Origin of the sequence: Streptomyces sp. T12, assembly GCF_028736035.1 — a bacterium.
GTDB lineage: Bacteria > Actinomycetota > Actinomycetes > Streptomycetales > Streptomycetaceae > Streptomyces.
In genome coordinates, this window is sequence record NZ_CP117866.1 from 2,768,960 (window position 1) to 2,793,633 (window position 24,674).

General features: G+C 71.9%; 22 protein-coding genes. 10 read left to right on the forward strand and 12 right to left on the reverse strand.

Annotated features, from left to right (window positions below):
• Positions 1 to 32: 32 nt before the first annotated feature.
• The 4 genes from PBV52_RS12310 to PBV52_RS12325 all read right to left on the reverse strand — a co-directional run bounded on the left by PBV52_RS12310 (position 33) and on the right by PBV52_RS12325 (position 3,283).
• Positions 33 to 716 carry a response regulator transcription factor gene (locus PBV52_RS12310; RefSeq protein WP_274238376.1) on the reverse strand — a complete coding sequence of 228 codons (684 nt, stop codon included), beginning with the start codon at positions 714 to 716 and terminating at the stop codon, positions 33 to 35.
• 69 nt (positions 717 to 785) lie between these two features.
• The gene (locus PBV52_RS12315) at positions 786 to 1,958 is read right to left on the reverse strand and encodes a sensor histidine kinase (protein WP_274238377.1); all 1,173 of its coding nucleotides are present in this window, start codon (positions 1,956 to 1,958) and stop codon (positions 786 to 788) included.
• A 227-nt stretch (positions 1,959 to 2,185) separates the two neighbouring features.
• Positions 2,186 to 2,464, reverse strand: coding sequence for a hypothetical protein (locus PBV52_RS12320; RefSeq protein ID WP_274249362.1), 279 nt, complete (start codon positions 2,462 to 2,464; stop codon positions 2,186 to 2,188).
• A gap of 42 nt (positions 2,465 to 2,506) precedes the next feature.
• On the reverse strand, positions 2,507 to 3,283 hold the full coding sequence (locus PBV52_RS12325; RefSeq protein WP_128437435.1) for a PspA/IM30 family protein: 777 nt from the start codon (positions 3,281 to 3,283) through the stop codon (positions 2,507 to 2,509).
• A 327-nt stretch (positions 3,284 to 3,610) separates the two neighbouring features.
• Here PBV52_RS12325 and PBV52_RS12330 point away from each other — a divergent pair, with 327 nt between their 5' ends.
• The 3 genes from PBV52_RS12330 (at position 3,611) to PBV52_RS12340 (ending at position 6,242) form a co-directional block, all read left to right on the forward strand.
• The gene (locus PBV52_RS12330) at positions 3,611 to 4,240 is read left to right on the forward strand and encodes a DUF3043 domain-containing protein (protein WP_274238378.1); all 630 of its coding nucleotides are present in this window, start codon (positions 3,611 to 3,613) and stop codon (positions 4,238 to 4,240) included.
• Positions 4,241 to 4,323: 83 nt separating this feature from the next.
• On the forward strand, positions 4,324 to 5,025 hold the full coding sequence (locus PBV52_RS12335; protein ID WP_274238379.1) for a bifunctional 2-polyprenyl-6-hydroxyphenol methylase/3-demethylubiquinol 3-O-methyltransferase UbiG: 702 nt from the start codon (positions 4,324 to 4,326) through the stop codon (positions 5,023 to 5,025).
• Positions 5,026 to 5,141: 116 nt separating this feature from the next.
• On the forward strand, positions 5,142 to 6,242 hold the full coding sequence (locus PBV52_RS12340; RefSeq protein ID WP_274238380.1) for a S1C family serine protease: 1,101 nt from the start codon (positions 5,142 to 5,144) through the stop codon (positions 6,240 to 6,242).
• A 55-nt stretch (positions 6,243 to 6,297) separates the two neighbouring features.
• On the opposite strand, the gene PBV52_RS12345 is transcribed toward PBV52_RS12340, so the two are convergent.
• Entirely contained in the window at positions 6,298 to 6,510 is a 213-nt protein-coding gene (locus PBV52_RS12345; protein ID WP_062702765.1) for a hypothetical protein, read from the reverse strand.
• Positions 6,511 to 6,659: 149 nt separating this feature from the next.
• Between PBV52_RS12345 and PBV52_RS12350 the strand changes: the two genes are divergently transcribed.
• Positions 6,660 to 7,862 carry a bifunctional adenosylcobinamide kinase/adenosylcobinamide-phosphate guanylyltransferase gene (locus PBV52_RS12350; RefSeq protein WP_274238381.1) on the forward strand — a complete coding sequence of 401 codons (1,203 nt, stop codon included), beginning with the start codon at positions 6,660 to 6,662 and terminating at the stop codon, positions 7,860 to 7,862.
• A 44-nt stretch (positions 7,863 to 7,906) separates the two neighbouring features.
• Here the strand turns inward: PBV52_RS12350 and PBV52_RS12355 are convergent, their stop codons facing one another.
• A complete protein-coding gene (locus PBV52_RS12355; RefSeq protein ID WP_274238382.1) occupies positions 7,907 to 8,722 on the reverse strand; it encodes a class I SAM-dependent methyltransferase in 816 nt (271 codons plus the stop codon).
• A gap of 218 nt (positions 8,723 to 8,940) precedes the next feature.
• Here PBV52_RS12355 and cobT point away from each other — a divergent pair, with 218 nt between their 5' ends.
• Positions 8,941 to 10,077, forward strand: coding sequence for a nicotinate-nucleotide--dimethylbenzimidazole phosphoribosyltransferase (gene cobT, locus PBV52_RS12360; RefSeq protein ID WP_274238383.1), 1,137 nt, complete (start codon positions 8,941 to 8,943; stop codon positions 10,075 to 10,077).
• A gap of 97 nt (positions 10,078 to 10,174) precedes the next feature.
• Complete coding sequence (locus PBV52_RS12365; protein WP_274249363.1) at positions 10,175 to 10,867, forward strand: hypothetical protein; 693 nt, start codon at positions 10,175 to 10,177, stop codon at positions 10,865 to 10,867.
• Here PBV52_RS12365 and PBV52_RS12370 read toward each other — a convergent pair.
• On the reverse strand, positions 10,813 to 11,571 hold the full coding sequence (locus tag PBV52_RS12370; protein ID WP_274238384.1) for a hypothetical protein: 759 nt from the start codon (positions 11,569 to 11,571) through the stop codon (positions 10,813 to 10,815). The genes PBV52_RS12365 and PBV52_RS12370 overlap by 55 nt on opposite strands.
• Before the next feature lie 73 nt (positions 11,572 to 11,644).
• Here PBV52_RS12370 and PBV52_RS12375 point away from each other — a divergent pair, with 73 nt between their 5' ends.
• Complete coding sequence (locus PBV52_RS12375) at positions 11,645 to 12,475, forward strand: adenosylcobinamide-GDP ribazoletransferase (RefSeq protein ID WP_274249364.1); 831 nt, start codon at positions 11,645 to 11,647, stop codon at positions 12,473 to 12,475.
• A 3-nt stretch (positions 12,476 to 12,478) separates the two neighbouring features.
• On the opposite strand, the gene PBV52_RS12380 is transcribed toward PBV52_RS12375, so the two are convergent.
• The 5 genes from PBV52_RS12380 to PBV52_RS12400 all read right to left on the reverse strand — a co-directional run bounded on the left by PBV52_RS12380 (position 12,479) and on the right by PBV52_RS12400 (position 19,189).
• Positions 12,479 to 13,291, reverse strand: coding sequence for an endo alpha-1,4 polygalactosaminidase (locus tag PBV52_RS12380; protein WP_274238385.1), 813 nt, complete (start codon positions 13,289 to 13,291; stop codon positions 12,479 to 12,481).
• Positions 13,288 to 13,956 carry a spherulation-specific family 4 protein gene (locus PBV52_RS12385; RefSeq protein WP_274238386.1) on the reverse strand — a complete coding sequence of 223 codons (669 nt, stop codon included), beginning with the start codon at positions 13,954 to 13,956 and terminating at the stop codon, positions 13,288 to 13,290. The genes PBV52_RS12380 and PBV52_RS12385 overlap by 4 nt, the downstream gene beginning before the upstream one ends.
• Complete coding sequence (locus tag PBV52_RS12390; RefSeq protein ID WP_274238387.1) at positions 13,953 to 15,494, reverse strand: hypothetical protein; 1,542 nt, start codon at positions 15,492 to 15,494, stop codon at positions 13,953 to 13,955. Before PBV52_RS12390 ends, PBV52_RS12385 begins: the two co-directional genes overlap by 4 nt.
• On the reverse strand, positions 15,491 to 17,011 hold the full coding sequence (pelF, locus tag PBV52_RS12395; protein WP_274238388.1) for a GT4 family glycosyltransferase PelF: 1,521 nt from the start codon (positions 17,009 to 17,011) through the stop codon (positions 15,491 to 15,493). Before pelF ends, PBV52_RS12390 begins: the two co-directional genes overlap by 4 nt.
• Positions 17,012 to 17,155: 144 nt before the next feature.
• A complete protein-coding gene (locus PBV52_RS12400) occupies positions 17,156 to 19,189 on the reverse strand; it encodes a hypothetical protein (protein ID WP_274238389.1) in 2,034 nt (677 codons plus the stop codon).
• A gap of 354 nt (positions 19,190 to 19,543) precedes the next feature.
• Between PBV52_RS12400 and PBV52_RS12405 the strand changes: the two genes are divergently transcribed.
• The 3 genes from PBV52_RS12405 (at position 19,544) to sucB (ending at position 24,556) form a co-directional block, all read left to right on the forward strand.
• On the forward strand, positions 19,544 to 21,082 hold the full coding sequence (locus PBV52_RS12405) for a leucyl aminopeptidase (protein WP_274238390.1): 1,539 nt from the start codon (positions 19,544 to 19,546) through the stop codon (positions 21,080 to 21,082).
• A gap of 242 nt (positions 21,083 to 21,324) precedes the next feature.
• Complete coding sequence (gene lpdA / locus PBV52_RS12410) at positions 21,325 to 22,713, forward strand: dihydrolipoyl dehydrogenase (protein WP_274238391.1); 1,389 nt, start codon at positions 21,325 to 21,327, stop codon at positions 22,711 to 22,713.
• Between the two features lie 76 nt (positions 22,714 to 22,789).
• Positions 22,790 to 24,556: a 2-oxoglutarate dehydrogenase, E2 component, dihydrolipoamide succinyltransferase gene (sucB, locus tag PBV52_RS12415; protein ID WP_274238392.1), complete on the forward strand. Its 1,767-nt coding sequence runs from the start codon at positions 22,790 to 22,792 to the stop codon at positions 24,554 to 24,556.
• The last annotated feature ends 118 nt before the right edge of the window (positions 24,557 to 24,674 follow it).

Sequence of the window (24,674 nt, forward strand, 5' to 3'; positions counted from 1 at the left end):
GCATACTCCGGGCGCAGTACGCCCGTCAGAGGTCACTCCACCCTTGGACGTACCAGGCCGGACTCGTACGCGATCACCACGAGCTGGGCCCGGTCGCGGGCGCCGAGCTTGGACATGGCCCGGTTGACGTGCGTCTTCACGGTCAGCGGGCTGACCTCGAGGCGTTCGGCGATCTCGTCGTTGGAGTGTCCGCCGGCGACCTGGACCAGGACCTCGCGCTCCCGGACGGTGAGCGCGTCGAGCCGCTCGGCGCGGGCGGGGTCGCCGTCGTCGTCCGCGCCGTCGCCCTGGGCGAGGAAGCGGGCGATCAGCCCTTTGGTGGCGGCCGGGGACAGCAGGGCCTCGCCGCCCGCCGCGACGCGGATGGCACTGAGCAGCTCGTCGGGTTCGGAGCCCTTGCCGAGGAAGCCGGAGGCACCGGCGCGCAGCGACTGCACGACGTAGTCGTCGACCTCGAAGGTGGTGAGGATGACGACGCGGACCTGGGCGAGGGACGGGTCGGCGCTGATCATGCGGGTGGCGGCGAGGCCGTCGGTGCCGGGCATCCGGATGTCCATCAGCACGACGTCCGCCCGCTCCTCCTTGGCCAGCCGCACCGCCTCCGCCCCGTCGGACGCCTCCCCGACGACCTCCATGTCGGGCTCGGAGTCGACCAGCACCCGGAAGGCGCTGCGCAGGAGGGCCTGGTCGTCGGCGAGCAGGACGCGGATGGTCATGCGGGGTCCTCGTCTGTCGTGTGGCGTACCGCGTCTTCGGTGGTCATACGGCGTCTTCCGCTTCGGTGGTCATACGGCGTCTTCCGCGACGCGGGTGCGGCTCTTGAGCGGCAGGATCGCATGGACGCGGAAACCGCCTCCGTAGCGGGGGCCGGTGGTGAGGGTGCCGCGCAGGGCGGTGACGCGCTCGCGCATGCCGAGCAGGCCGTGCCCGCCGCCCTGCGGGGTGTCGTCCTCGCCGGCGCCGTCGTCGAGGACGGTGATCTCGATGTTCGGCCCCACGCGCACGACGCTGACCTCGGCTTTCGCCTCCGGGCCCGCGTGCTTCTGCACATTCGTGAGGGCCTCCTGTATGACGCGGTAGGCGGCCAGGTCGACGGCGGCGGGGAGCGTGGTGCCCTGATCGGCGCGGGCGACCTCCACCTGGAGCCCCGCGCTGCGGAAGGTGCCCGCGAGGTCGTCGAGGCGGGCGAGGCCGGGGGCGGGTTCGGTGGGGGCCTCGGGGTCGCCGGACTGCCGGAGCAGGCCTACGGTCGCGCGGAGTTCGTTGAGCGCGGAGCGGCTGGCTTCGCGTACGTGGGCGAGGGCTTCCTTGGCCTGGTCGGGCCGCTTGTCCATGACGTGGGCGGCGACGCCGGCCTGGACGTTGACGAGGGCGATGTGGTGGGCGACGACGTCGTGCAGGTCCCGGGCGATACGGAGGCGCTCCTCGGCGACGCGGCGCCGGGCCTCCTCCTCGCGGGTGCGCTCCGCCCGTTCGGCGCGCTCGCGGATGGCGGCCACGACGGCACGGCGGCTGCGGACCGCGTCGCCGGCGGTGGCGCCGATGCCGGTCCAGGCGAAGATGCCGAGGTTCTCCTGGGCGTACCAGGGCAGGGGGCCGGCGAGCATGGCGGATGCGGTCAGGGCGGTCATGGTGAGCAGGCCTACGCGCCAGGTGGTGGTGCGGTCGGTGGTCGAGGCGACGGTGTAGAGGGCGATGACCGCGGACATGGCGACCGGGGCGCGGGGGTCGCCGCTGACGCATTCGACGAGGGAGAAGCTGCCGGTGAGGGCGAGGACCGGCATGGGGGCGCGGCGGCGGAAGACCAGGGCCGCGGCGCCGAGGGTCATGAGCAGGAGGCTGAGCGCGTCCGGGGTGCGCAGGCCCCAGGTGACCCCGTTCTCGCTGTGCGGGTCCACGAGCGAGCCGGCCACCATGCAGGCCAGTACGCCCACCGCCAACGCGGCGTCCAGCGCCATGGGGTGCGCCTTGAGGTGCCGCCGGACGCGTGTCCCTGCGGGGCTTGGAACGGGGGCCAACTGCAGGTTCCTTGTGTTGTGTGCCCGGCGTTGCAGTGTGCGTCGCCCGGGGGCTGCCGCCCCCAGACCCCCGCTTCGGCCCTTAAGGGGCCTCGTCCTCAAACGCCGGACGGGCTGGATGATACGGACCGGCGCCGAGAAGCCACCGTCGGCCCCCGACCGTCGACTCAGCCCGGGATCAAGCCGTCATCGCTCAGCAGCTCCCGGACCTCCTCCAGCGTCGCGTCCGAGGACGGGAGGATCAGCTCGGACGGTTCGAGGGAGTCGTCGGGCAGGGGCTCGCCGAGGTCGCGGACCTTGGACAGGAGTGCGTCGAGGGTGCGGCGGAAGCCGGGGCCGTCGCCGTTCTCCATTTCCACCAGGAGCTCGTCGTCGAGCTTGTTCAGCGCGGGCAGGTGGCTGTCGGACAGCTTCACCTGCCCTTCACCCATGATCCGGACGATCATCTCGCCCATCTCGCCCTCCTCGGCGTGGGCCCCGGACCTCGGCTACTGCTTGTCGAAGCGCGGGGTGTCCTGCGGCTGCTGCTGGGACTGCGACTGGCCGTTGCCGCCCTCGATGGCCTGCTGGCCGCCCGACGAACCGCCCGCCAGCTCCGCCTTCATGCGCTGCAGCTCCAGCTCTACATCCGTACCACCGGAGAGCCGGTCCAGCTCGGCCTGGATGTCGTCCTTGTGCATCCCGGACTGGTCGTCCAGGGCGCCGGAGGCAAGGAGCTCGTCGATCGCCCCGGCCCGCGCCTGGAGCTGGGCCGTCTTGTCCTCCGCCCGCTGGATCGCCAGGCCGACGTCGCCCATCTCCTCCGAGATGCCGGAGAACGCCTCCCCGATCCGGGTCTGGGCCTGGGCCGCGGTGTAGGTGGCCTTGATCGTCTCCTTCTTCGTACGGAAGGCGTCGACCTTCGCCTGCAGGCGCTGGGCCGCGAGGGTGAGCTTCTCCTCCTCGCCCTGCAGGGTCGCGTGCTGTGTCTCCAGGTCCGTCACCTGCTGCTGGAGGGCGGCGCGGCGCGAGAGCGCCTCGCGGGCCAGGTCCTCGCGGCCGAGCGCGAGCGCCTTGCGGCCCTGGTCCTCCAGCTTCGACGACTGCTGCTGGAGTTGGTTGAGCTGGAGTTCCAGGCGCTTGCGCGACGTGGCAACGTCCGCGACGCCGCGGCGGACCTTCTGGAGCAGTTCCAGCTGCTTCTGGTACGAGTAATCGAGGGTCTCGCGCGGGTCCTCGGCCCGGTCAAGGGCCTTGTTCGCCTTCGCGCGGAAGATCATCCCCATACGCTTCATGACACCGCTCATGGGCTTCGCGCGCCCCCTTCTGACGTCCAGCTCCAGCTCTGCGACAGAACCCACAGTACGGGCCCTGCATCCATTGACGCACTGTTCGGGGACGGATGCGCTCATCCCCAAGGACGACTGCTGACGCTCCCGCTCCGGCGTAAGGAGTAGGTGACTCCCGGGTGGCTCATGGGTGGGCTCATGAGTGTCCACCCGGTGCCGCCCGAGTGCCTTCCCCGTGGCCGCCGAACGAACCGTCTGCAACGTCCCCTCTGTCCCCCTACGACGACTGGTGTTGCCGGATCGTTCCCCGCCGGGCTGACGTCCATGCCCCGGCACCCCGTACCCTTGGGTTTTGTGTTCCGTAGCCGTGCCAAGGAAGAGAAGGCCCAGGCCGCCGACAAGGCGCTGGTGACCGACTCCACTCAGACCCGTCACCCCGAGGCCCCGAAGGGCCGCCCCACGCCCAAGCGCAGTGCGGCCCAGTCGCAGCGTCGCAGCGTGGCCAACACGTCGCTGACGCGCAAGGATGCCGCCAAGCGCCAGCGCGAGGAGCGCCGGGCCGCCCTGGAGAGGCAGCGCCAGGCGCTGGCCGGGGGCGACGAGCGGTACCTGCCGGCCCGCGACAAGGGTCCGGTCCGCAAGTTCGCGCGTGACTTCATCGACTCGCGCTTCAACATCGCGGAGTTCTTCCTGCCGATGGCCGTGGTCATCCTCGTGCTGAGCATGGTCCAGGTACCGGCGCTGCAGAACATCGCGCTGCTGCTGTGGCTGATCGTGATCGTGCTCATCGTGCTCGACTCGGTCGTCACCGGCTTCCGTCTGAAGAAGCAGCTCGCCGAGCGCTTCCCCGACACCCCCAAGCGTGGTGCCGTCGCCTACGCGCTGATGCGTTCCCTGCAGATGCGCCGGCTCCGACTGCCGAAGCCGCAGGTCAAGCGCGGAGAGCGGCCCTGAGCGCAGCTGCTTTCACCGGGGGTGCGGCCGATGCGTGGCTCAGCAAGCTGGGCGGGCTGCGCGATGTCGTACGACAGGAGCTGGTGGCCCGGCAGCTCGACGAACAGATAGCCGGGCGGTTCCCGGTCGGGCAGCGGCTGCGGGTGCTCGACGTGGGGATGGGCCAGGGCACGCAGGCGCTGCGCCTGGCCAGGGCCGGTCATCAGGTGACCGGCGTCGAGCAGGACCCGAAGATGATCGCGGCGGCCCGCGAGGAGCTCGCCGGCGAGCCCGAGGGGATCCGGGAGCGGGTCCGCATCGTCCAGGGGGACGGGCGGGACACCGGCGTCCACTTTCTGCCGGGCAGCTTCGACGTCGTGCTGTGCCACGGCGTGCTGATGTACATCGAGGAGCCCGATCCGCTGCTGGCCGGGCTGGCCCGGATGCTCGCCCCGGGCGGCCTGCTGTCGCTGCTCGTACGCAACGGCGACGCGCTGGCCATGCGGCCGGGACTGGCTGGGGACTGGGCCGGGGCGCTGGCCTCCTTCGACACCACCGCCTACCGGAATCGGCTGGGGCTCGACGTACGGGCGGACCGGCTCGCGGACCTGACGGCGACGCTCGCGGGGATCGCGGCGCCGCTGCACGCCTGGTACGGGGTGCGGGTGTTCACCGACACGGCCGTCGACGGGGCGGAGATCCCGGCGGACGTGGAGGCGTTGCTGGCGGTCGAGGAGCGGGCCGGGAAGACGGATCCCTATCGGGGCGTCGCGGCGCTGCTGCATCTGTGCGGAGTGCGTGGCTGAGCCCGTCGTCCGCGCGCGATGCGCGACCGATCCCGTTGTCCTTGTGCAGCGCGCGGCCGGGCTCGTTCGGGTGAGCAGTACAGGCCGGGCCCGCGCCCCGAGGTGAGACTCGGGGCATGGACGCTCGCCGTTTCCGTGCCCTGCGGTCGGCCCTCCCGGTCGCCGTCCTCTCCTGCTGCCTCGGTCTCTTCCTCTCCTTCCTCTCCCTCCTCTCCGGGTGTTCCGGCTCCTCGTCCCCGGGCGGGAAGGAGGACACGACCACGCAGGCCGCCGTACCGATGGGGGTCAAGGCGGCCGACGACCTCCAGGACGGCTACCTGAAGGTGATCAAGGACGTTCTGCCGTCCGTCGTGCAGATCCAGGCCAGGAACGATCTGGGCTCGGGCGTGGTCTACGACGGCCAGGGGCACATCGTCACGAACGCGCATGTCGTCGGGGACGAGGACAGCTTCCGGGTGACGACCGCCAACAGCGAGGACACTCTCACCGCGCGGCTCGTCTCCTCGTACCCACAGCAGGACCTCGCCGTCATCAAGCTGGACAAGGCGCCGAAGGGGCTGAAGGCGGCGGCGTTCGGGGACTCGGCGAGGGTCGAGGTCGGGCAGATCGTGCTGGCCATGGGCTCGCCGCTCGGGCTGTCGTCCAGCGTGACGCAGGGCATCGTGTCGGCGACCGGACGGACCGTCACCGAAGGCCGCAGCGGGGGCGGTACGGGCGCGACGATCGCCAACATGGTGCAGACGTCGGCCGCCATCAACCCCGGCAACAGCGGTGGTGCCCTGGTGAACCTCGACGGGCGGGTCATCGGCATCCCGACCCTGGCGGCCACCGACCCCGGCGAGGGGAACAGCACGGCATCCGGCATCGGGTTCGCGATCCCGGCGTCGACGGTGCGGACGATCGCCGACCAGATCGTCAAGGACGGCAGGGTCACCGAATCGGGCCGGGCGGCGCTCGGCATCACGGGCCGTACGGTCGTGAACGACGACTACCAGGTCGCGGGCGTCGCGGTCGTCGAGGTGATGGCGGGCGGGGCGGCCGACAAGGCCGGAATCGAGCCCGGGGACGTCATCACCCGGCTCGGTGACACGGACATCACCACCATCACCTCACTCTCCGAGGAGCTTGCCTCCGACAGGCCGGGCGAGCGGACGACGGTGACGTACACGCGCAACGGCGATGAGAAGACAGTGGATGTGACGCTGGGTGAGCAGTGACGGGAGGGCGGGGCGAGGGCCGTACGACCGTGTGGCCCTCGCCGCCCCCCTCCGCCTACGCCTGCTCGGCGTGCAGGCTCATCGGCCCGTAGATCTCCGTGGAGTCCTCGTACAGCCGCACCTGGTCCGCACCGCCCTCGAGCAGCGCCTTCCAGTTCTCCCCGACCCAGGACTCGGCGTCCCCCTGGGTGGTGAACTCCTCGGGCTGCACCGCGGGCTGGACCTCCGCCCCGTCGGCCTTCTCGAACCGCCACGTCCATGCCGCCATGTACGCCTCCAAGGTGTCAGCACGTGCAGAGCAAGAGCCGGATCTTGGTCCGGCTCCTGCCCTGAGCCTAGCCGTGGGGGTCCCCCCGCTCGAGCGAAGTCGAGAGTGGGGGCGCGCGAGACCTGCGCGGGCACGCGAAAATCGGTTCCGTGGAACTGACTCTCCTCGGCACCGGCGCCCCCGCGGGACTCCCCCGCCCCGACTGTCCGTGTGCGGCCTGTGCCGGCGCGCTCGGCGATGATGCGCGGGCGGCCACCGCGTTGCTCGTGGACGGGACGCTGTTGCTCGATCTGACGCCCGGGGCGGCGTTCGCGGCGGCTCGGGCGGGGCGTTCGCTGGGGGGCGTACGGCAGGTGCTGCTGTCGCATCCGCACAACGGGCCCGCCGTGGAGGTGCCGGCAGGGCTGCCGCAGCCCGGGCGGGTGCCGGACGGGCGGGAGTTGGCGCTGCTGACGGGGCATCGGGTGCGGGCGGTGGCGATGGACTCGCCGGGCACGGGGTACGCGCTGACCGGGCCGGGCGGGCAGCGGCTGCTGTATCTGCCGCCGGGGGGTGCGCCGGCCGGGCTGGAGAACGGGACCGTCGGGATGTACGACATGGTGGTCGCCGATGTCGTGGGGCGGCCGGACGCGCTGGCCAAGCTGCGGGCGGTGGGGGCGATCGGGCCGACGACGGATGTCGTCGCCGTACATCTGGATCATGACGTACCGCCGGGGAACGAGTTGCGGCGGCGGCTGGCCGCGGCGGGCGCGCGGGCGGTGCCGGACGGGGCGACGCTGGTGGTGGGGGTGTACGAGGACGTGCCGGATGTGCCGCGGCGAACCCTGGTGCTGGGCGGGGCCCGGTCCGGGAAGTCGGTGGAGGCGGAGCGGCGGTTGGAGGCCTTCCCGGACGTGCTGTACGTGGCGACCGGGGGCACACGGGGCGGCGACCACGAGTGGGCGGCGCGGGTGGCCGCACACCGCGAGCGGCGGCCGGGGTCGTGGCGTACGGCCGAGACGTGCGACCTGGTGCCGCTGCTGGCCGAGGCCGGGGCGCCGTTGCTCGTCGACTGTCTGTCCCTGTGGCTGACGGACGCCATGGACTCCGTCGGGGCGTGGGACGACGCGGTGTGGGCGGACGGCGGGGAGCGGGCGCTGCGGGAGCGGGTACGGGAGTTGACGGAGGCGGTGCGGGCCACGCGGCGGACCGTGGTCGCCGTATCGAACGAGGTGGGGTCGGGAATCGTGCCGGCCACGGCGTCGGGGCGGCGGTACCGGGACGAGCTGGGCCGGCTGAACGCCGCGTTCGCCGGGGAGTGCGAGCAGGTGGTGCTGGTGGTGGCGGGGCAGGCGCTGGTGCTGCGGGGTTAGGCCTTGTCGTCGAACTCCCGTCAGGCGGGAATTCGGCGCGGGCCTCAGGCCCGTGCGGTCGGCTCCTTGCGGGCGACGACGCGGTAGGTGTTCGAGAAGCGGGTGTGGCGCAGTACGGGGGCCAGGATGTGGTCGAGTGCCCAGGCCACGGCCACCAGCGGCGCGCACGCCCGGGACAGCGGCCAGGGCAGGACGAGCGCCAGCGCACGCGAGGTCGTGGCGGCGAGGTCGTAGGGGATGTGCGGGGTGCGGCGGTCCGTGGAGAGGATCGTGCAGCCCTGGGACTGAAGTTCCTGGCGGAGCGTGTCCAGGGGCAGCAGGTGCAGGTGGCCCGGGCGGCTGTGCGGGGTCCACCATCTGCCGAGCAGCAGGGCGAACACGCAGCGCGGGTCGGGGAGTTCGAGGAGGAGGAGGCCGCCGGGCCGCAGGACCGTCAGGGCGGCGCGGAGCTCCTCGCGGGGGTCCGGGGTGTGTTCCAGATGGCGGAACATGCTGACGATGTCGTAGCGGGCGCGCAGGCGGGCCGTGATGCGGGCGTCCGTCAGGTTGCCGACGTGGGCTTCCTCCACCCGCTCGGCCACGCGTGCGTGCAGGACGCGGTAAGTCGGGTCCAGGCCGTCGAACGCCGTGTACGGGAAGAGTTCCTTCGCCACCTCCGGGAAGCGGGCGTAGCCCGTGCCCACGTCCAGCCAGCTCTCCGGCTCGGGGAAGGACAGCGCCGCGCTGGCCGCGGCCCGCAGCCGGCGGGACGGCAGCCGTGTGAGCCCCAGGTGCCGGGGGACGTACGGCTGGTCCCGGCATGCGGCGAGGGTGAACGCGCAGTCGGCGCGGGGGCGTTCGGGGGGTGCGGTCGCGGTCATGGGCGGCTCCCGGGCGCGCGGGCGTATGGCGGGGGCGTACGGCAGGGGGCATACGACGGGACGGTGCGAGCATGCCCCGACAATCCACTGCAAAACGGAACGTATGGGATGACGATCTAGGGTGCAACGACGTCGCGCCGATGTGGTGGTGCCGTGGCGGGGCCGCTGGTGGCCATGTGGCGCCGTTCTGTTCGACCGGTGCCGGTACTGTTCGGCGAATGAGCTCGCTTAATCTCGACGACTTCACTGATCTGATCGAGCGCCCCGACGGTGGGGTGCGCCGGGACGCCGAGGCGCGCCGTGAGCGGCAGATCGTGCCGCCCGGGGCGCTGGGCCGCCTCGACGACCTGGGTGAGTGGCTGGCGGCGGCACAGTCCGCCGTACCGGTGCGGCCGATCGAACAGCCGCGGGTCGTGCTGTTCGCCGGTGACCACGGCATCGCCGAGCTGGGCGTCTCGGCGCGACGTGCGGGCGGCGCCGTGGAGTTGGTGCGGGAGATCCTCGAGGGCGGCCGGCCGGTGTCCGTGCTCGCACGGCGGCTCGGGGTTCCGGTGCGGGTCGTCGACATGGCGCTGGACTGCGATCCGCAGGAGCTGCCGGAGACCGTCGTACGGCATCGGGTGCGGCGCGGGAGCGGTCGTATCGACGTCGAGGACGCGTTGACGCTCGAGGAGGCGGAGGCCGCCTTCCGGGCCGGGGTGGCGGTGGCCGACGAAGAGGCCGACTCCGGTACCGATCTGGTGGTGCTCGGCGATGTGAGCGTCGGCGGCACCACGGCGGCCGGGGTGCTGGTCGCCGCGCTGTGCGGGACGGATGCGTCGGTCGTCACCGGGCGGGGCGGGCTGGCCATCGACGACCTGGTGTGGATGCGCAAGTGCGCGGCGATCCGGGACGCCCTGCGCCGGGCGCGCCCCGTGCTCGGGGATCAGCTGCAGTTGCTCGCGACGGTGGGCGGGGCCGATCTCGCCGCGATCACCGGGTTCCTGCTGCAGAGTGCGGTGCGGAAGATGCCGGTCGTGCTGGACGGGGTCGTGGTCGCCGCCTGTGCGCTGGTGGGGCAGCGGATCGCGTTCCGGGCGCCGGACTGGTGGCTGGCCGCGCACAACAGCGGGGAGCCGGGGCAGGCGAAGGCGCTGGACCGGATGGCCCTGGAGCCGCTGCTCGACCCGGGCGTGAAGGTCGGAGAGGGCGCCGGAGGCTTGCTGGCCCTGCCGATGGTCCAGTCCGCTGCCGCACTGGCCGCGGAGCTGCCGGAGAAGCCGACGGACTCGGAGACGCCGAAGGACTCGGAGACGCCGAAGGCCGAGGAGCCCGAGGCGGAGAAGGAACAGAAGGAACAGTCAGCGACGGAGTGACGGGTCGCGCGCGGTTCGGCACCGCCGGACTGCGCCGTCACGGCCGAGCGGAAAAGGGCGGTTCGTCGCGACTGCGCCCATATGATCCCCACTCGTGATGAACACCCTCGGCCGCCGGGCCCGTGCCGAGTGGGGGGCGTTGTATCTCGCCGTGCGGGAGCCGTTGGTGCAGCGGCGGTGGCGGGCCGTACCGATGACCCTCGGGGCCGTCTGCCTGACGGGGCTCGTGCAGGTCGTGCAGAACCAGTCCTGGGGGTACCAGGTCGTCCAGGACCTCGGGGCGGTGAAGGCCGAGGATCCGCTGTGGCTCGCGCTCCTGCGGACGCCGCTGTCGTTGTTCGTGCCCGCCCTCGACCTGCCGGTGTGGGGTGCGCTCGCGCAGATTCTGCTCGTGTTCGGGATCGCCGAGCTCTGTCTGGGCTGGTGGCGAACGCTCGTCATCGCGTACGTCGCGACCCTCGCCGGAACCCTGTACGCGCGCGTGGGCATCGCGCTCGGCCCGGACCACCCGATCGGGCTGCCCGCCTCGGACGCGCAGGTCGTGGACACGGGACCGTCGGCGGCGGTGGTGGGCCTCGCCGTGTTCCTCGGATGGCGCTACGGCGCGTATGTCACGGCCGCTGCGGTGATCGTGGCGATGGTGGTCGAGGTGGTGCTGGAGGACAACCTCGCCGGGAAGGAGCACCTGGCGGCGATCGCGGCGGTGCTGGTGCTGTGCGCGGGGACGGCGCTGCGTCAGTGGCGTTCCAGGGCCCGGTCCACGTCGGGCGCGCCGCCGATCCAGTCCTGAAGTTTGCGGCTGGGGCCCGCCCAGCGCCGGTCGTGGTGGAAGGCGCGCAGCTGGGCCTTGGCGCGGGCGCGCGGACGGCGACGGTAGAAGCGTCTGGCCCAGGGGGAGGCGGGACGGGCCAGGCGGACGGCGCCGAACAGGGCGATGAAGGGGACGACCACCCCGAAGATCGCGATCCGGGCCTTGCCCTTGGCCAGGGCGATCAGGGCCAGGAGGAAGTTCCCGAGGACCGTACTGATCACCGACCCGCGGTTCTGCAGTTCGTCGTCGCTGAGGTCGTTGACCCCGAAGGGTGCGTAGCCGAGGAGGAACAGGCCGACCACGGCGGCGGTGAGCACGACCACCTCGACGCTCTTGCGGCCGGCCTCGGTCCAGTAGACGTCGTCCAGATGCACGATCAGCGCGAACTCGTCCATGACCAGGCCCGCGCCCATCCCGAACACCACGGCGGCCACGGCCGCGCCGAAGCCGTGCTGACCGCCGGCGACCGCGCAGAAGCCACCGATGACCGTGAGGACGATTCCGGGGACGACATGGTGGATGTGGACGGCGCCGGTCTCGATGTTGCGGAAGGGGCCTTTGCCCGCGCGGATCATGCGGGTGATGACCCGGGTGACGACGAAGGTGACCACGAAGGCGGTCAGCGCCAGGAGCAGGGGAAGCTTGCCCGGTTCGATGATGTTGCGCTGCCACCAGTCACCCATGGTTTCAGTGTGTCCGCGCCAGGGGTGGGCCGCCTGGCGGATACGGCGTCCGGGCTACTCTGCGGGCGTGTCCATGACCCCGCCGCCCCTGCACGGCCTCCGTCTGCACGGCCTCCGCTTCGCCTTCGGCACCCTGAGCGTGCTCCCCGTCAAGGTGAGCCGGTGGGACCGGGAAGCGGCGCGCGGCGGGATGCTGTGCGCCCCGCTGGTCGGGGTGGTGCTCGGCTGCGGCGCCGCGCTAGTCGCCCTTCTGCTGCTGTTCCTCGGCGCCGGTCCTCTCCTGGCCGCCGTCGCGGCCGCCGCCGTGCCCGCCGCCCTCACCCGCGGACTGCATCTCGACGGGCTCGCCGACACCGCCGACGGGCTCGGCAGCGGCAAGCCCGCCGAGGACGCGCTGCGGATCATGAAGCAGTCGGACATCGGGCCGTTCGGCGTCATCACCCTCGTGTTGGTGCTGTTCGCGCAGGTGGCCGCCCTCTCGCAGCTGTACGGCGACTCATGGGCCCGGGGCGCCCTCGCCACCGTCGTCTCGGCGGTCGCCGCCCGGCTCGCGCTCACCCTGGCCGCCCGGGCCGGCGTGCCCGCCGCACGGCCGGAGGGGCTGGGGGCGGCGGTGGCCGGCGTCGTGCCCGTACGTAGTGCGGTGGCCGTCGCCCTGGCCGTGACCGGCGTCGCCGCCGCGGCGGGAGCGCTGCTCGGGACGTACGACGTGACGAACGGCGTGACGTACGGCACGACGAACGGCATCGCCCGCACCGCCCTCGCGGTCCTCGCCGCACTCGCCACCGCCGAGCTGCTCCTGCGGCACTGCACGCGCCGCTTCGGCGGCGCCACCGGTGACGTGTTCGGCGGGCTCGCGGAGACGGCGGCGACGACCGCGCTCGTCGTGCTGTCACTGGGCTGACCCTCAGCACGCCCGGCGCCATACCCCCAGTTCGTACTTCTTCAGCATCGAACTCAGCTTCAGGCGACGCGACTCGGCACAGAAGCTGCGCGTCGGGACCTCGTACTCGACGTGGAACACCGCCTTGCCCGCCTTCACGAAGGGGCTCAGGGTCGCGCACTCCCCGTACTGCGCGCACTGCTCGTTGACCGCGAAGTCGAAGTCGTCCACCAGCTCCGGGATCTGGTCCAGGTCGTTCTTCAGGCCGACCGCCATGCCCCGCTCGTGGGCGAGCCCGGCGATCAGGCGGTTGTAGCGGAGCTGGTCGCGGGCCTTCAGGGGGAAGCCGGTGCGGTTCTTGTAGCCGTCCATGTTGTCGGGCTCCACCGCGTCGAAGCCCTTCTCGCGGCACATGTCCAGCCGGGCCGCCATCAGGGGTTCCAGGACGTCCAGGCGCCGGATGTCGAGCCAGCGCTCGCCCTCCCAGCCGTTGCCCTTGCCGATCACCGACTTGGGGAACTTCCCGGCGTCGGGGCGCCAGTCCTCCCAGGCCCCGGTGGAGAGGTAGCAGATGACCTTGCGGTCCTCGCGGTGCAGCGCGGCGACGGTCTTCCCGGACTGGTCGAAGCCGTCGATGTCGTAGACCGGCACGTCGACGGAGGTGTCGATACGGCCGCGGAGCTGCCACTGCCAGGCCGTGCCGGGCCGCGGCTGCCAGCGCGAGCCGCTCGGACCACCCTCGCCGCCCTCGCCGTCGCCGGCGCCGTCAGGGGCCGTCGTGCAGCCCGCCAGGAGGAGGAGAGGCAGAACAACCAGCGGAATGATGAGGCGTCTCACCGAGCGGGCTCCAGAGTGTGCGGCAACGTTCCCCAAGGATGATCGCCCATCCCCGGTACCGCGCAGTGCACGGTGGCCCCGCGGGCGCGGGCCAGGTCCGCCAGCTCGGCCCCGGCCGGGACGCCGTACACCAGATGGCACAGGCGCACTCCGCCGCCGCCACGCCACTGCGGCGGGCCGAGCCGGGTGTACGACGTCCAGGTGCCCTCGAAGGTGACCAGGACGTCCGCGATCCTGGCGTACGACGGGTGCGGTGTCGTGCCGTGGTTCAGGGCGAGCGTGCCGCAGCCGGCGCCCCAGGCCGCCGTCGCGAGCCGCTGGTAGTACGCGAACTCCTCGCGTCCCGCGGCGACTTGGTCGAGGAAGACGCCGTCCGCGTCGTACCAGTCGCGGTGCCGGGCGATGTCGCGTGCGACGTCGGCGTGCGGTCGGCGGCCGTAGTCGGTGTCGGCGTAGCCGAGCACCCGCACGCCCCCCGAGGGGGTGCCCCCGGCGCCGCGCAGCCGGGTCACGACCTCGGCGAACGCCGGGTCGGGCGCCTCGCCGGGGCCGCTGGCCGGGTTGAGGACGACCCCGTAGAGGCGGGGCGCGGCCGCGATGATCGCGTCCCATTCGGCGGGGCGGACGGACGGGTGCTCGTAGTAAGGGACCAGCAGCTCGCTCATCGGTGGGCGGTCGCCCTCCCCAACAGCGCGCAGACCAGGACGACTTGGGCCACCGCCGCCGTCCCGTGCACGATCAGGCCGACCCCGTGCGGGCTGCCCGAGTGCGTCACCAGGGCCACCGTCTGGGCGAGGGCCGTCGCGCAGCAGATCGTCGCGGCGCTGAGCACCGCACCGAAGGACTGCAGGAGCAGGCCCGTCCACAGGACCACGCCCAGCAGGAGCAGACCTGCGAGGCGGACGCCTGAGACACCCGGGGCGTGCGGCCACAGCGCCGAGGTGGCGAGGCTCAGGGCGAGCAGGGCGACCAGGTAGCCGGAGAGGCACTCCACGACCGTGCGCACCGTCGTCCGGCAGAACGCCCTCGGCGTGCTGCTGGAACGCAGGCCCGCCAGGCTGCCGCTGCGGAAGCGGTACAGCAGCCATTCGGCGGGGCCCATGCTGAGGGTGAGGGCGACGGCGGCGGGCGCGGCGACCGCGCCGGTCCCGGCCCCCTCGTCCGCCAGGACGTCTCCCAGGGCCGCGTACAGGACGAGCACGCCGGTGCCCAGGCCGAAAAGGGCGTACGGGAGGGAGCCGGTGAGGCCGGGAGTGGCGGTGCGCTCCGGCTGCCCCTCGGGTGCGGTGCCGTACGGTCCGAAGGGCAGGAGGGCGGTGAGTCCGGCGGTCCAGCCGCCCTTGCCCCACTCCCTTGTGGCAGGCGCGACTTCGAGGAACGCGAGCACCGCCACCGCGAGCAGGGAGCCCAGCAGCAGCGCGGATCCCGCCAGGTCGGGGATGGGGTGGAGGAGGGCGAGGACCGCTGCCGCCGCCATCGGCAGCAGGGCCGCCAGCAGGGCCCGTTCGCGGCCCATGACCAGCAGGACCGTCGCCGCGCCGAGGTAGCAGGACTGCCCGGCGGCGAAGGCGGCCGCCGCCGCGTCGAACGTACCCGCCGTCCCCGCGACGACCAGGGCGACCAGGGCGCCGAGCAGGGCGCCCGCCGGTGCGCCGAGGAGCAGGGAGCGGCGGGCGGCGCCCCGGTCGCCCAGCCCGAGCCAGGAGTACGCCCGGTGGGCGAGACCCTGGTTCCAGGTCCAGCCGGTCAGGGCGCCGGCCAGCAGCGGGACCGTGCCCGCGGGCAGGCCGAAGTCGCCCTGCGGGCCCGCGAGCAGGGGGGCGCCGAGGACGTAGCCGAAGCCGGGAAGGGCGAAGACCACGCCTCTGAGCAGGCAGCCGAGCAGGCCCACCTGCCAGGGGTCGTGGGCCGGGCCGTCCGGCTCCGGGTAGCGGCGCTCGACCCGCTCGAAGAGTTCCTCGGCCAGGGCGAAGGAGTTCTTGACGCCGTAGCGCTCGCGTATCTGGTCGTCCGACAGTCCGTCGGACTCCAGCAGTGCGGCGATCTCGTCCGGGTGGACGGCGGCGGCTATGAAGTCGTCGAGGCGTTCGGCGAGTTCGTCGAGGGGGTCGGGCTGCGCCCAGCTGGGTGTGGTGCGCCGGCGCGGGACGGCGGGCAGGGTGTCGGGGCGGGAGCCGGGCGGCATCCAGATGCTTCCGCTCACCAGCCGGTTCCGTCCGTCGCGACCTTCTCGTACCAGGGGTCGCGCAGTTCGAGGGTCCAGTCGGCGACCGTCTCCAGAGTGGGCTCGTACACCTCGGTGCTGCCCGCGAGCTCCTGGTAGATCGTCCGGAAATTGTCCACGGAGCGGCGCAGCGTGAAGCGGTCGATCACGCGCTGACGGGACAACTCACCCAGTTTCAGGCGCCGTTCGTCGTCGCGGAGCAGGGTCAGCGCGGCCGCCGCCATCTTCTCCGGTTCGCGCGGCGGGACCACCAGGCCGGTGTCGCCGACGGCCTCGCGCACTCCCCCGACGTCCGTCGAGACCGTCGTGCGGCCGCAGGACATGGCCTCGATGAGGGAGAACGGGAAGCCCTCGGAGATGGACGACAGCATGACGACGTGACCGGCGGCGTAGGCGCGCCAGACCTCGCTGATGCACCCCTCGAAGGTCAGGCCGTCCGTCACGCCCAGCTCGGCGGCGAGCTTCTCCAGCTTGGTGCGGTAGGCCTCGCCTCCCGGTGGAACCGGGCCGAACAACCGCAGTCGGGTTTCCGGGAGTTCGGCGCGGACCATGCCGTAGGCCCGCAGCAGGGTCTCCAGGTCCTTGATGGGGTCGACGCGGCCGCACCAGGTGAGGGTGGGGACCTCGGGCTCGGGGCCGGCGTGCGGGAAGGCGTGCGGGTCGACGCCGTTGTAGACGGTGCGGATCTTGTCGGCGTCGGCGCCGCCGCGCTCCTCCCAGCGGCGGTTGTACTGGTTGCAGGGGGTGATCAGGTCGGCCGTCCGGTAACCGAGTGAATTCAGCTCACGGTAGAAGCCGAGCATGAACGCCTTCACGGGCCAGCGCTGGGCGTCGCTGCGGTAGCCGAGGTAGCGCTCGCGCAGATAGATGCCGTGCTCGGTGAGGAGGAAGGGCACGCCGTCCAGCTTGCGGGCGGCGAGGGCCGGGAGAGTCGCAAGGCCGCTGCTCACCGCGTGGGCGACGGAGTCCTCGGGGATGCGGATCCCCAGGGGGCGCAGGGCGTGTTCCAGCAGGTCGGTCGCGGTCAGGGCGTCGTGGACGGTCGGTCGGGCGGCGGCGGTCGGCAGATGCGGCATCGTCCACATCCACATCAGCGACCGCAGCGCCGACTCGGTGCGCAGCGCCGCCGACAGGCGCCCGTCGCGGGCGAGTTGGGCCAGCTCGTACAGGGCCTCACCGAAGTCGCCACTCGCCTCGGGGTCGAGGAAGGAGAGCAGGAAGCGCTCGTAGGAGTCGGTGAAACGGCGCCGGGCCCTGCCGTACGGCGCGTGTTTGCGCCCCGGGCGCGGGCCCCAGGTCGGTACGGAGATGTGCCGGTACACGTTCTGCGGCAGCTCCCAGGTGACGGGTTCGCGGCCGGTTCCGGTGAGCGACACGATGTGGAAGTCGACCTCCGGCATGCCCTTGACGAGCTGGTCGCACCAGGTGCTGACTCCGCCGTGGACGTGCGGATAGGTGCCTTCGGTGAGCATGGTGACATGACGGCCTGTGCGCATCGCTGCGTTGCTTCCCCCTGTAGTGCGGATGATGTGCGGGGAACTGCTGCCCGGACCCCGGCTGCGGGTTCGTCGTGGCTGGTCGCGCCCGCGCGGCGGAGCCGCATATCGATACAGCCCCGCGCCCCTGACGGGGCGCTCCAGCTAAGGCAGCTTCAGCGTCACTGCCGACTGCAGTGGCTCCGGCGTGGTCCAAGCCGAGCGCCTGCCCGCGTACGGTGTCCCGAACGCGGTGGTGGAGAGCAGGAGTTGCTTCCCGGTGCCCTCCGGTGCGGTCACCGGGATCCGGGTCCCGGACGGTGCGGTGATCGTGACCGTGGTGCCGATCCGGTACGCCGTGACCTTGCCGGCCGCCAGCGCGGTCCGCCAGGCGGCGCGGCGCTGGAGCTCGGTGCCGATGGCGCTCTGCGCGAGGTTCTCCACCGGGGTGTTGTCGGCGAAGAGCGCCTGGTAGTCGGCGAGCACCTTGTCCAGGACGGGGTACAGCGTCCGGTCCTCGGCCAGGTTGGACTGGTGGGCGTAGTGCGGCCGCGGGTCGTTGCTGATCACGTGCCCGAGGGCGGTGCGGGCCTCCAGCGGAACGATGTACTCGGTGTACCCGGTGGCCGGGTCCAGCGGGTCGTCGAGGCAGGTGGAGGCGGGGTTGTTCGCGCAGATGCCGCTGCCGCCGTCGGCCGTGGAGGTGTAGATCCAGTTGTACTCGTCGACCATCTCCTCCTCGGTACCCACGTTGTAGTACACGTTCATCGGGTGCCGGGGCACGGTCAGGGCGGCGCCGACCGCACGCTGGCCGGGCTCACGGGAGTTGTCCGAGGCGGTCCACTTGACGCCGTTGTCAGCGAGGGCGCCGGCCAGGTCGGGGTTGTCGTCGGGCTGCTGCGGCAGGGTCTTCAGGCCCGAGTGCTCGCCGGTCACGAGTTCCGTGCGGTCGAGCGGGAGCCCCTTGGTGACGCCCCAGTCGTAGTTGTTTCGGATCTGCGCCGAGATGTCCGCGCGGCTCATGTACCGGGTCGAGCCGTCGGCGTTCTCGGCGCAGCTCCAGGGGACGGTCGAGGTGTCCTGGACGCATCCCAGGAACGCGTGCGTGTAGGTGTGGTTGATCCAGCGGTACTGCGCCTTGTCGGCGAGCAGCCGGTCGGCGAGCGGGTCGGTGCCGCCGTTCGCGCTCTTCCACTCCTCGCCGGACCCGGCGTTGTAGACCATGTCCAGCGTGAAGCCGTGCTCCTGCTGCCACTGCGCGGCGTGGACCGCGTCCTCGGCCGTCATACGGATCGGCGTGGTCCCCCCGCCGTCACCGCCCACGCAGTCGAAGTCACCGGGCGTGCAGTTGTGTTCGGTGTCCCAGCGGCTGTCGGGCGCGAGGACGTCGTCGACGTGCACCGCGAGATAGTTGCGCGCCTGGCCCAGGTGCACGCCCTGAGTCAGCCATTCGACGATGCCACGGGCAAGCACCCGGAACTGCTGCTGGTACTCGTTGTACGCGAAGGTCACGACCAGTTCGCGGCGCCCGTCGTGGCTGTACTCGCCGATCAGGCTGCCGCGCCCGGAGCCGGCGGGCACGGGGATGTCGACATAGCTGGTGAAGCCCGTCCGGGGCCTGGCGACGAAGCCGTAACTCTCCTGTACGGACGCGTCGTTGTCCTCGAACGTGAAGGCGCCGTCGAGATAGCCGAAGTACCCCGCCCTGCCCTCGGTCGTGACGGAGGCCGCCCGCCCGTCGAGAGTGCCGGCCCAGCCGCCCTCGCTGGTGTAGTCGAGGCCGACGCCCGGGTGGGCCCAGGTGTAGGCGTCGACCTGCGGGATGCCGTAGGTCCGCTCGTAGCTCTCCAGCGCGGTCTGCTCGGCGGAGCCCGCGCCGAAGGGGGCCTCGCTCGGCAGGACGACGCCTTGGTACTTGGCCCGGGGCGTGCCGTTCACCGTGTCGCTGAGGAACGCGTCCGTGATGGTCGGGCGGTTCGCGTCGGTCAGGTCGACGGTGGTGTACGGGATGCCGGTGCTCTTGAGCTGGGCGGTGATGGCCCGGACGGGGCTGTCGCCGTTGTCCACGACCAGCACCCTGAGATCGATGCGCGGCTCCTCGGCGGCCGCGGCGCCGGGCACTCCCAGACCCAGCGCCAGCAGACCGGCGGCCGCCACAGCAGCGGCCGCGTTTCTCCAGATGTGCGCACTCTGCGCCATTGGTCGCCCCTTCCCCCCGGAAGATCCCCTTGCTTCCCCTTGCGATGAATCGGCGGAGGATCCGTGGAAATCATGCAAAGCGGCAAGCTGATGGCTCACCGGAACCAGACGAGTGTGACTCAGCTCACCAAGATCGAGGATCAAGAAATGGCGACGACGCCACCGACAGGTGAACGCCCGTAGGAATGAGCGAACGCTCACACGAGCGTAGGCTCGTCCCGAGTGTTCGCCGTACCGGGGAAGGCCCCGCTGCTACCGCACCCGTAGGTCGGAACTAGGGTCGGCCGTCGGGCCCGGTCGACCCACACCATTCGGCCATCGCAAACTTCACATCGGAAGCGAGATTTCACCACCGTGACTGCTCTCACTCTCAGCACCGCCGCGGCGCCCGGCCTGCGGGCCGACGCGATCGTGATCGGTGTCGCCAAGGGCGCCAAGAGCCCGGTTGTCGCACCGGGCGCAGAGGCTGTGGACAAGGCGTACGACGGCAAGCTCGCCGGCGTCCTGGAGACCCTCGGTGCCTCGGGCGCCGAGGGCGAGGTGACGAAGCTCCCCGCACCCGCCGGCTTCAAGGCCCCGCTCGTGGTGGCAGTGGGCCTGGGTGCCGAGCCCGAGGACCCCAAGGACGGGGCCTACGACGGCGAGGCCCTGCGCAAGGCCGCCGGTGTCGCCGCCCGCGCCCTCGCCGGCTCCAAGAAGGCCGCGTTCGCGCTGCCGCTGGGCGACGCCGGTGACGTCGGCGCCGTCGCCGAGGGCGTGCTGCTCGGGGCGTACGCCTTCGACGCCTACAAGGGCAACGACAACAACGTTCAGGACAAGAAGAAGAACGGCAAGGCGCCCCTCGCCGAGGCCGCGCTGCTCGGCGGCAAGCCGCGCGACAAGGAGCACAAGGCGGCGATCGAGCGCGCCACCGCCGTCTCCGAGGAGCTCAACCGCGCCCGCGACCTGATCAACACCCCGCCGAACGACCTCACCCCCGAGTCCTTCGCCGCGATCGCCTCGGCGGCGGCCAAGGAGCACGGCATCAAGGTGCAGGTGCTCGACGAGAAGGCGCTGGCCAAGGGCGGCTACGGCGGCATCCTGGGCGTCGGCTCCGGGTCGGCGGCCGGCCCGCGGCTGGTGAAGCTGACGTACACGAGCTCCAAGTCGGCCAAGCACCTCGCCTTCGTCGGCAAGGGCATCACCTACGACTCGGGCGGCATCTCGCTGAAGCCGGCCGGGCACAACGAGACGATGAAGTGCGACATGAGCGGTGCGGCCGCCGTGTTCGCCGCCGTCGTCGCCGCCGCGCGCCTCGGTCTCGAGGTGAACATCACCGGGTGGCTGGCGCTCGCCGAGAACATGCCGTCGGGCTCCGCCGTGCGCCCGGGTGACGTGCTGCGCATGTACAGCGGCAAGACGGTGGAGGTGCTCAACACGGACGCCGAGGGCCGGCTGGTGCTCGCGGACGCGCTGTGGGCGGCGTCGCAGGAGAAGCCGGACGCGATCGTGGACGTCGCGACGCTGACCGGGGCGATGGTGCTGGCGCTGGGCAACCGGACGTTCGGTGTCATGGCCAACGACGACGCGTTCCGCTCCGCGATCGTGGAGGCGGCCGAGGAGGTCGGCGAGGAGTCCTGGCCGATGCCGCTGCCGGAGCACCTGCGCAAGGGGATGGACTCGCCGACCGCCGACATCGCCAACATGGGTGAGCGCATGGGTGGGGGCCTGGTCGCCGGTCTCTTCCTGCGTGAGTTCGTGGGCGAGGGCATCACGTGGGGGCACGTCGACATCGCCGGTCCCGCGTTCAACGAGGGCGGGCCCTTCGGCTACACACCGAAGGGTGGTACCGGTAGCGCGGTGCGGACGCTGGTTCGGCTGGCCGAGCTGACGGCGGCCGGCGACCTGGGCTGAAGTTGTTCTGAATGAGGGGGCTCCGCGCGCGGGTAGGGCGGAGCCCCCTCTTCCGTGTCCGCTCGACTGAACGTGGGACGTCTCACACACCGGCCCGGCGTCTCGTTCGGTGTGGACAAGTGCGAAGATGGGGCTCGGCAGGACAGGGCCCCACCCCAGGGCCGAAGAAAGAGCGGCCGGACACCAGCCGCCTGCCGGTCATCGAAGACCGGCGTACGGCGCACATGCATGGAGGACGTGACGTGGCGAACGACGCCAGCACCGTTTTCGACCTAGTGATCCTCGGCGGTGGTAGTGGCGGTTACGCCGCGGCCCTGCGCGGGGCGCAGCTGGGCCTGGACGTCGCCCTGATCGAGAAGGACAAGGTCGGCGGCACCTGCCTGCACCGGGGTTGCATCCCCACCAAGGCCCTGCTGCACGCGGGCGAGATCGCCGACCAGGCCCGCGAGAGCGCGCAGTTCGGTGTGAAGGCCACCTTCGAGGGCATCGACATCGCCGGGGTCCACAAGTACAAGGACGGCGTGATCGCCGGCCTGTACAAGGGTCTGCAGGGGCTCGTCGCCTCCCGCAAGGTGACGTACATCGAGGGCGAGGGTCGTCTCTCCTCCCCCACCTCCGTCGACGTCAACGGCCAGCGCATCCAGGGCCGCCACGTCCTGCTGGCGACCGGCTCCGTACCGAAGTCGCTGCCGGGCCTGGAGATCGACGGCAACCGCATCATCTCCTCGGACCACGCCCTCGTCCTGGACCGCGTGCCGAAGTCCGCGATCATCCTGGGCGGCGGCGTCATCGGCGTCGAGTTCGCCTCCGCGTGGAAGTCCTTCGGCTCGGACGTCACCGTCATCGAGGGCCTGAAGCACCTCGTCCCGGTCGAGGACGAGAACTCCTCGAAGCTTCTTGAGCGCGCGTTCCGCAAGCGCGGCATCAAGTTCAACCTGGGCACCTTCTTCTCCAAGGCCGAGTACACGGCCGACGGTGTCAAGGTCACCCTCGCCGACGGCAAGGAGTTCGAGGCCGAGGTCCTCCTCGTCGCCGTCGGCCGCGGCCCCGTCTCCGCCGGTCTCGGCTACGAGGAGCAGGGCGTCGCCATGGACCGCGGCTACGTCCTCGTCGACGAGTACATGCGCACCAACGTCCCGACCATCTCCGCCGTCGGTGACCTGGTCCCCACGCTCCAGCTCGCGCACGTCGGCTTCGCCGAGGGCATCCTGGTTGCGGAGCGTCTGGCCGGTCTGAAGACCGTTCCGATCGACTACGACGGTGTCCCGCGGGTGACGTACTGCCACCCGGAGGTCGCCTCCGTCGGTATCACCGAGGCCAAGGCCAAGGAGATCTACGGCGCGGACAAGGTCGTCGCTCTGAAGTACAACCTGGCGGGCAACGGCAAGAGCAAGATCCTGAACACCGCGGGTGAGATCAAGCTCGTCCAGGTCAAGGACGGTGCCGTGGTCGGCGTCCACATGGTCGGCGACCGCATGGGCGAGCAGGTCGGCGAGGCCCAGCTGATCTACAACTGGGAGGCGCTGCCGGCCGAGGTCGCCCAGCTCATCCACGCCCACCCGACGCAGAACGAGGCGCTCGGCGAGGCGCACCTGGCCCTCGCGGGCAAGCCGCTGCACGCGCACGACTGATCCCTCGGTCGACGAAGCGACTCCGCGTCTTAGCGACGACACAGACTTCCGCAATTCGTAAGGAGCAACCGAAACCATGGCGGTTTCCGTAACCCTTCCGGCGCTCGGCGAGAGCGTCACCGAGGGCACTGTCACCCGCTGGCTGAAGGCCGAGGGTGAGCGTGTAGAGGCCGACGAGCCGCTGCTCGAGGTCTCGACCGACAAGGTCGACACCGAGATCCCCTCCCCCGCCGCCGGCGTCCTGGCGTCCATCAAGGTCGCCGAGGACGAGACGGTCGAGGTCGGCGCCGAGCTGGCCGTGATCGACGACGGCACGGGCGCGCCCGCCGCCGCCCCGGCCCCGGCTGCCGCCGAGGCTCCGGCTCCGGCCGCCGAGCCCGCCCCGGCCGCCCAGCCGTCCACCGAGCAGGCCGCTCCTGCCCCGGCCCCCACCGCCGAGGCCGCCGCCGGTGCCGGCTCCGCCGAGGGCACGGACGTCGTCCTGCCCGCGCTCGGCGAGTCCGTCACCGAGGGCACCGTCACCCGCTGGCTGAAGTCGGTCGGCGACAGCGTCGAGGCCGACGAGCCGCTGCTCGAGGTCTCCACCGACAAGGTCGACACCGAGATCCCCGCCCCCACCTCCGGCACGCTGCTGGAGATCGTGGTCGGCGAGGACGAGACGGCCGAGGTCGGCGCCAAGCTGGCCGTCATCGGCGTCGCGGGTGCCGCTCCGGCGGCCGCTCCGGCCCCGGCTGCCCCGGCCGCGCCCGCGGCTCCGGCCGCTCCGGCGCCCGCCCCTGCCGCTCCGGCCGCGCCCGCCGCTGCCGCCCCGGCTCCGGTCGCCCCCGCGGCCCCGGCCCCCGCTCCGGCCGCTCCGGCTCCGGTCACCCCGGCTCCGGCCGCTCCGGCCGCCGCCCAGGCGACCGACGAGGGCGCCTACGTCACCCCGCTGGTGCGCAAGCTCGCCGCCGAGAACGGCGTCGACCTGGCCACCGTCAAGGGCACCGGCGTCGGCGGCCGTATCCGCAAGCAGGACGTCATCGCCGCCGCCGAGGCCGCGAAGGCCGCCGCCGCTGCTCCGGCTCCGGCCGCAGCCGCCCCGGCCGCCGCTGCGAAGAAGGCCCCGAGCCTGGAGGCCTCCCCCCTCCGTGGCCAGACCGTCAAGATGCCCCGCATCCGCAAGGTCATCGGCGACAACATGGTCAAGGCGCTGCACGAGCAGGCCCAGCTGTCGTCGGTCGTCGAGGTCGACGTCACGCGCCTGATGAAGCTGCGCGCCCGGGCGAAGGACTCCTTCGCCGCCCGCGAAGGCGTCAAGCTCTCCCCGATGCCGTTCTTCGTCAAGGCCGCGGCCCAGGCGCTGAAGGCGCACGCGCCCATCAACGCCAAGATCAACGAGGCCGAGGGCACGATCACCTACTTCGACACCGAGAACATCGGTATCGCGGTGGACTCCGAGAAGGGCCTGATGACCCCGGTCATCAAGCACGCCGGCGACCTGAACATCGCGGGCATCGCCAAGGCCACGGCGGAGCTGGCCGGCAAGGTCCGCGCCAACAAGATCACCCCGGACGAGCTGTCCGGCGCGACCTTCACCATCTCCAACACCGGTTCGCGCGGTGCGCTCTTCGACACGATCATCGTGCCGCCGGGCCAGGTCGCGATCCTCGGCATCGGCGCCACGGTCAAGCGCCCCGCCGTCATCGAGACGGAGGAGGGCACGGTCATCGGCGTCCGCGACATGACGTACCTGACCCTGTCCTACGACCACCGCCTGGTGGACGGCGCCGACGCGGCCCGTTACCTGACGGCGGTCAAGGCGATCCTGGAGGCGGGCGAGTTCGAGGTCGAGCTCGGCCTGTAAGCCAGCTGGTCCGTCTGCCTGACGGCGCCCCGTCCGGACTTCTCCGGGCGGGGCGCCGCCTTTTCAGAATCCGAGCCTCCAGGCGCCCGGCCCCACCCCAACGCCGTGTAAGTCTCGT

Coding starts and splice junctions, on each gene's coding strand:
- PBV52_RS12310 (WP_274238376.1), bottom strand. CDS start 716: ATGACCATCCGCGTCCTGCTCGCCGACGACCAGGCCCTCCTGCGCAGC.
- PBV52_RS12315 (WP_274238377.1), bottom strand. CDS start 1,958: ATGGCGCTGGACGCCGCGTTGGCGGTGGGCGTACTGGCCTGCATGGTG.
- PBV52_RS12320 (WP_274249362.1), bottom strand. CDS start 2,464: ATGATCGTCCGGATCATGGGTGAAGGGCAGGTGAAGCTGTCCGACAGC.
- PBV52_RS12325 (WP_128437435.1), bottom strand. CDS start 3,283: ATGGGGATGATCTTCCGCGCGAAGGCGAACAAGGCCCTTGACCGGGCC.
- PBV52_RS12330 (WP_274238378.1), top strand. CDS start 3,611: ATGCCCCGGCACCCCGTACCCTTGGGTTTTGTGTTCCGTAGCCGTGCC.
- PBV52_RS12340 (WP_274238380.1), top strand. CDS start 5,142: ATGGACGCTCGCCGTTTCCGTGCCCTGCGGTCGGCCCTCCCGGTCGCC.
- PBV52_RS12345 (WP_062702765.1), bottom strand. CDS start 6,510: ATGGCGGCATGGACGTGGCGGTTCGAGAAGGCCGACGGGGCGGAGGTC.
- PBV52_RS12355 (WP_274238382.1), bottom strand. CDS start 8,722: ATGACCGCGACCGCACCCCCCGAACGCCCCCGCGCCGACTGCGCGTTC.
- cobT (WP_274238383.1), top strand. CDS start 8,941: ATGAGCTCGCTTAATCTCGACGACTTCACTGATCTGATCGAGCGCCCC.
- PBV52_RS12365 (WP_274249363.1), top strand. CDS start 10,175: ATGAACACCCTCGGCCGCCGGGCCCGTGCCGAGTGGGGGGCGTTGTAT.
- PBV52_RS12370 (WP_274238384.1), bottom strand. CDS start 11,571: ATGGGTGACTGGTGGCAGCGCAACATCATCGAACCGGGCAAGCTTCCC.
- PBV52_RS12375 (WP_274249364.1), top strand. CDS start 11,645: ATGACCCCGCCGCCCCTGCACGGCCTCCGTCTGCACGGCCTCCGCTTC.
- PBV52_RS12385 (WP_274238386.1), bottom strand. CDS start 13,956: ATGAGCGAGCTGCTGGTCCCTTACTACGAGCACCCGTCCGTCCGCCCC.
- pelF (WP_274238388.1), bottom strand. CDS start 17,011: ATGCGCACAGGCCGTCATGTCACCATGCTCACCGAAGGCACCTATCCG.
- PBV52_RS12400 (WP_274238389.1), bottom strand. CDS start 19,189: ATGGCGCAGAGTGCGCACATCTGGAGAAACGCGGCCGCTGCTGTGGCG.
- sucB (WP_274238392.1), top strand. CDS start 22,790: ATGGCGGTTTCCGTAACCCTTCCGGCGCTCGGCGAGAGCGTCACCGAG.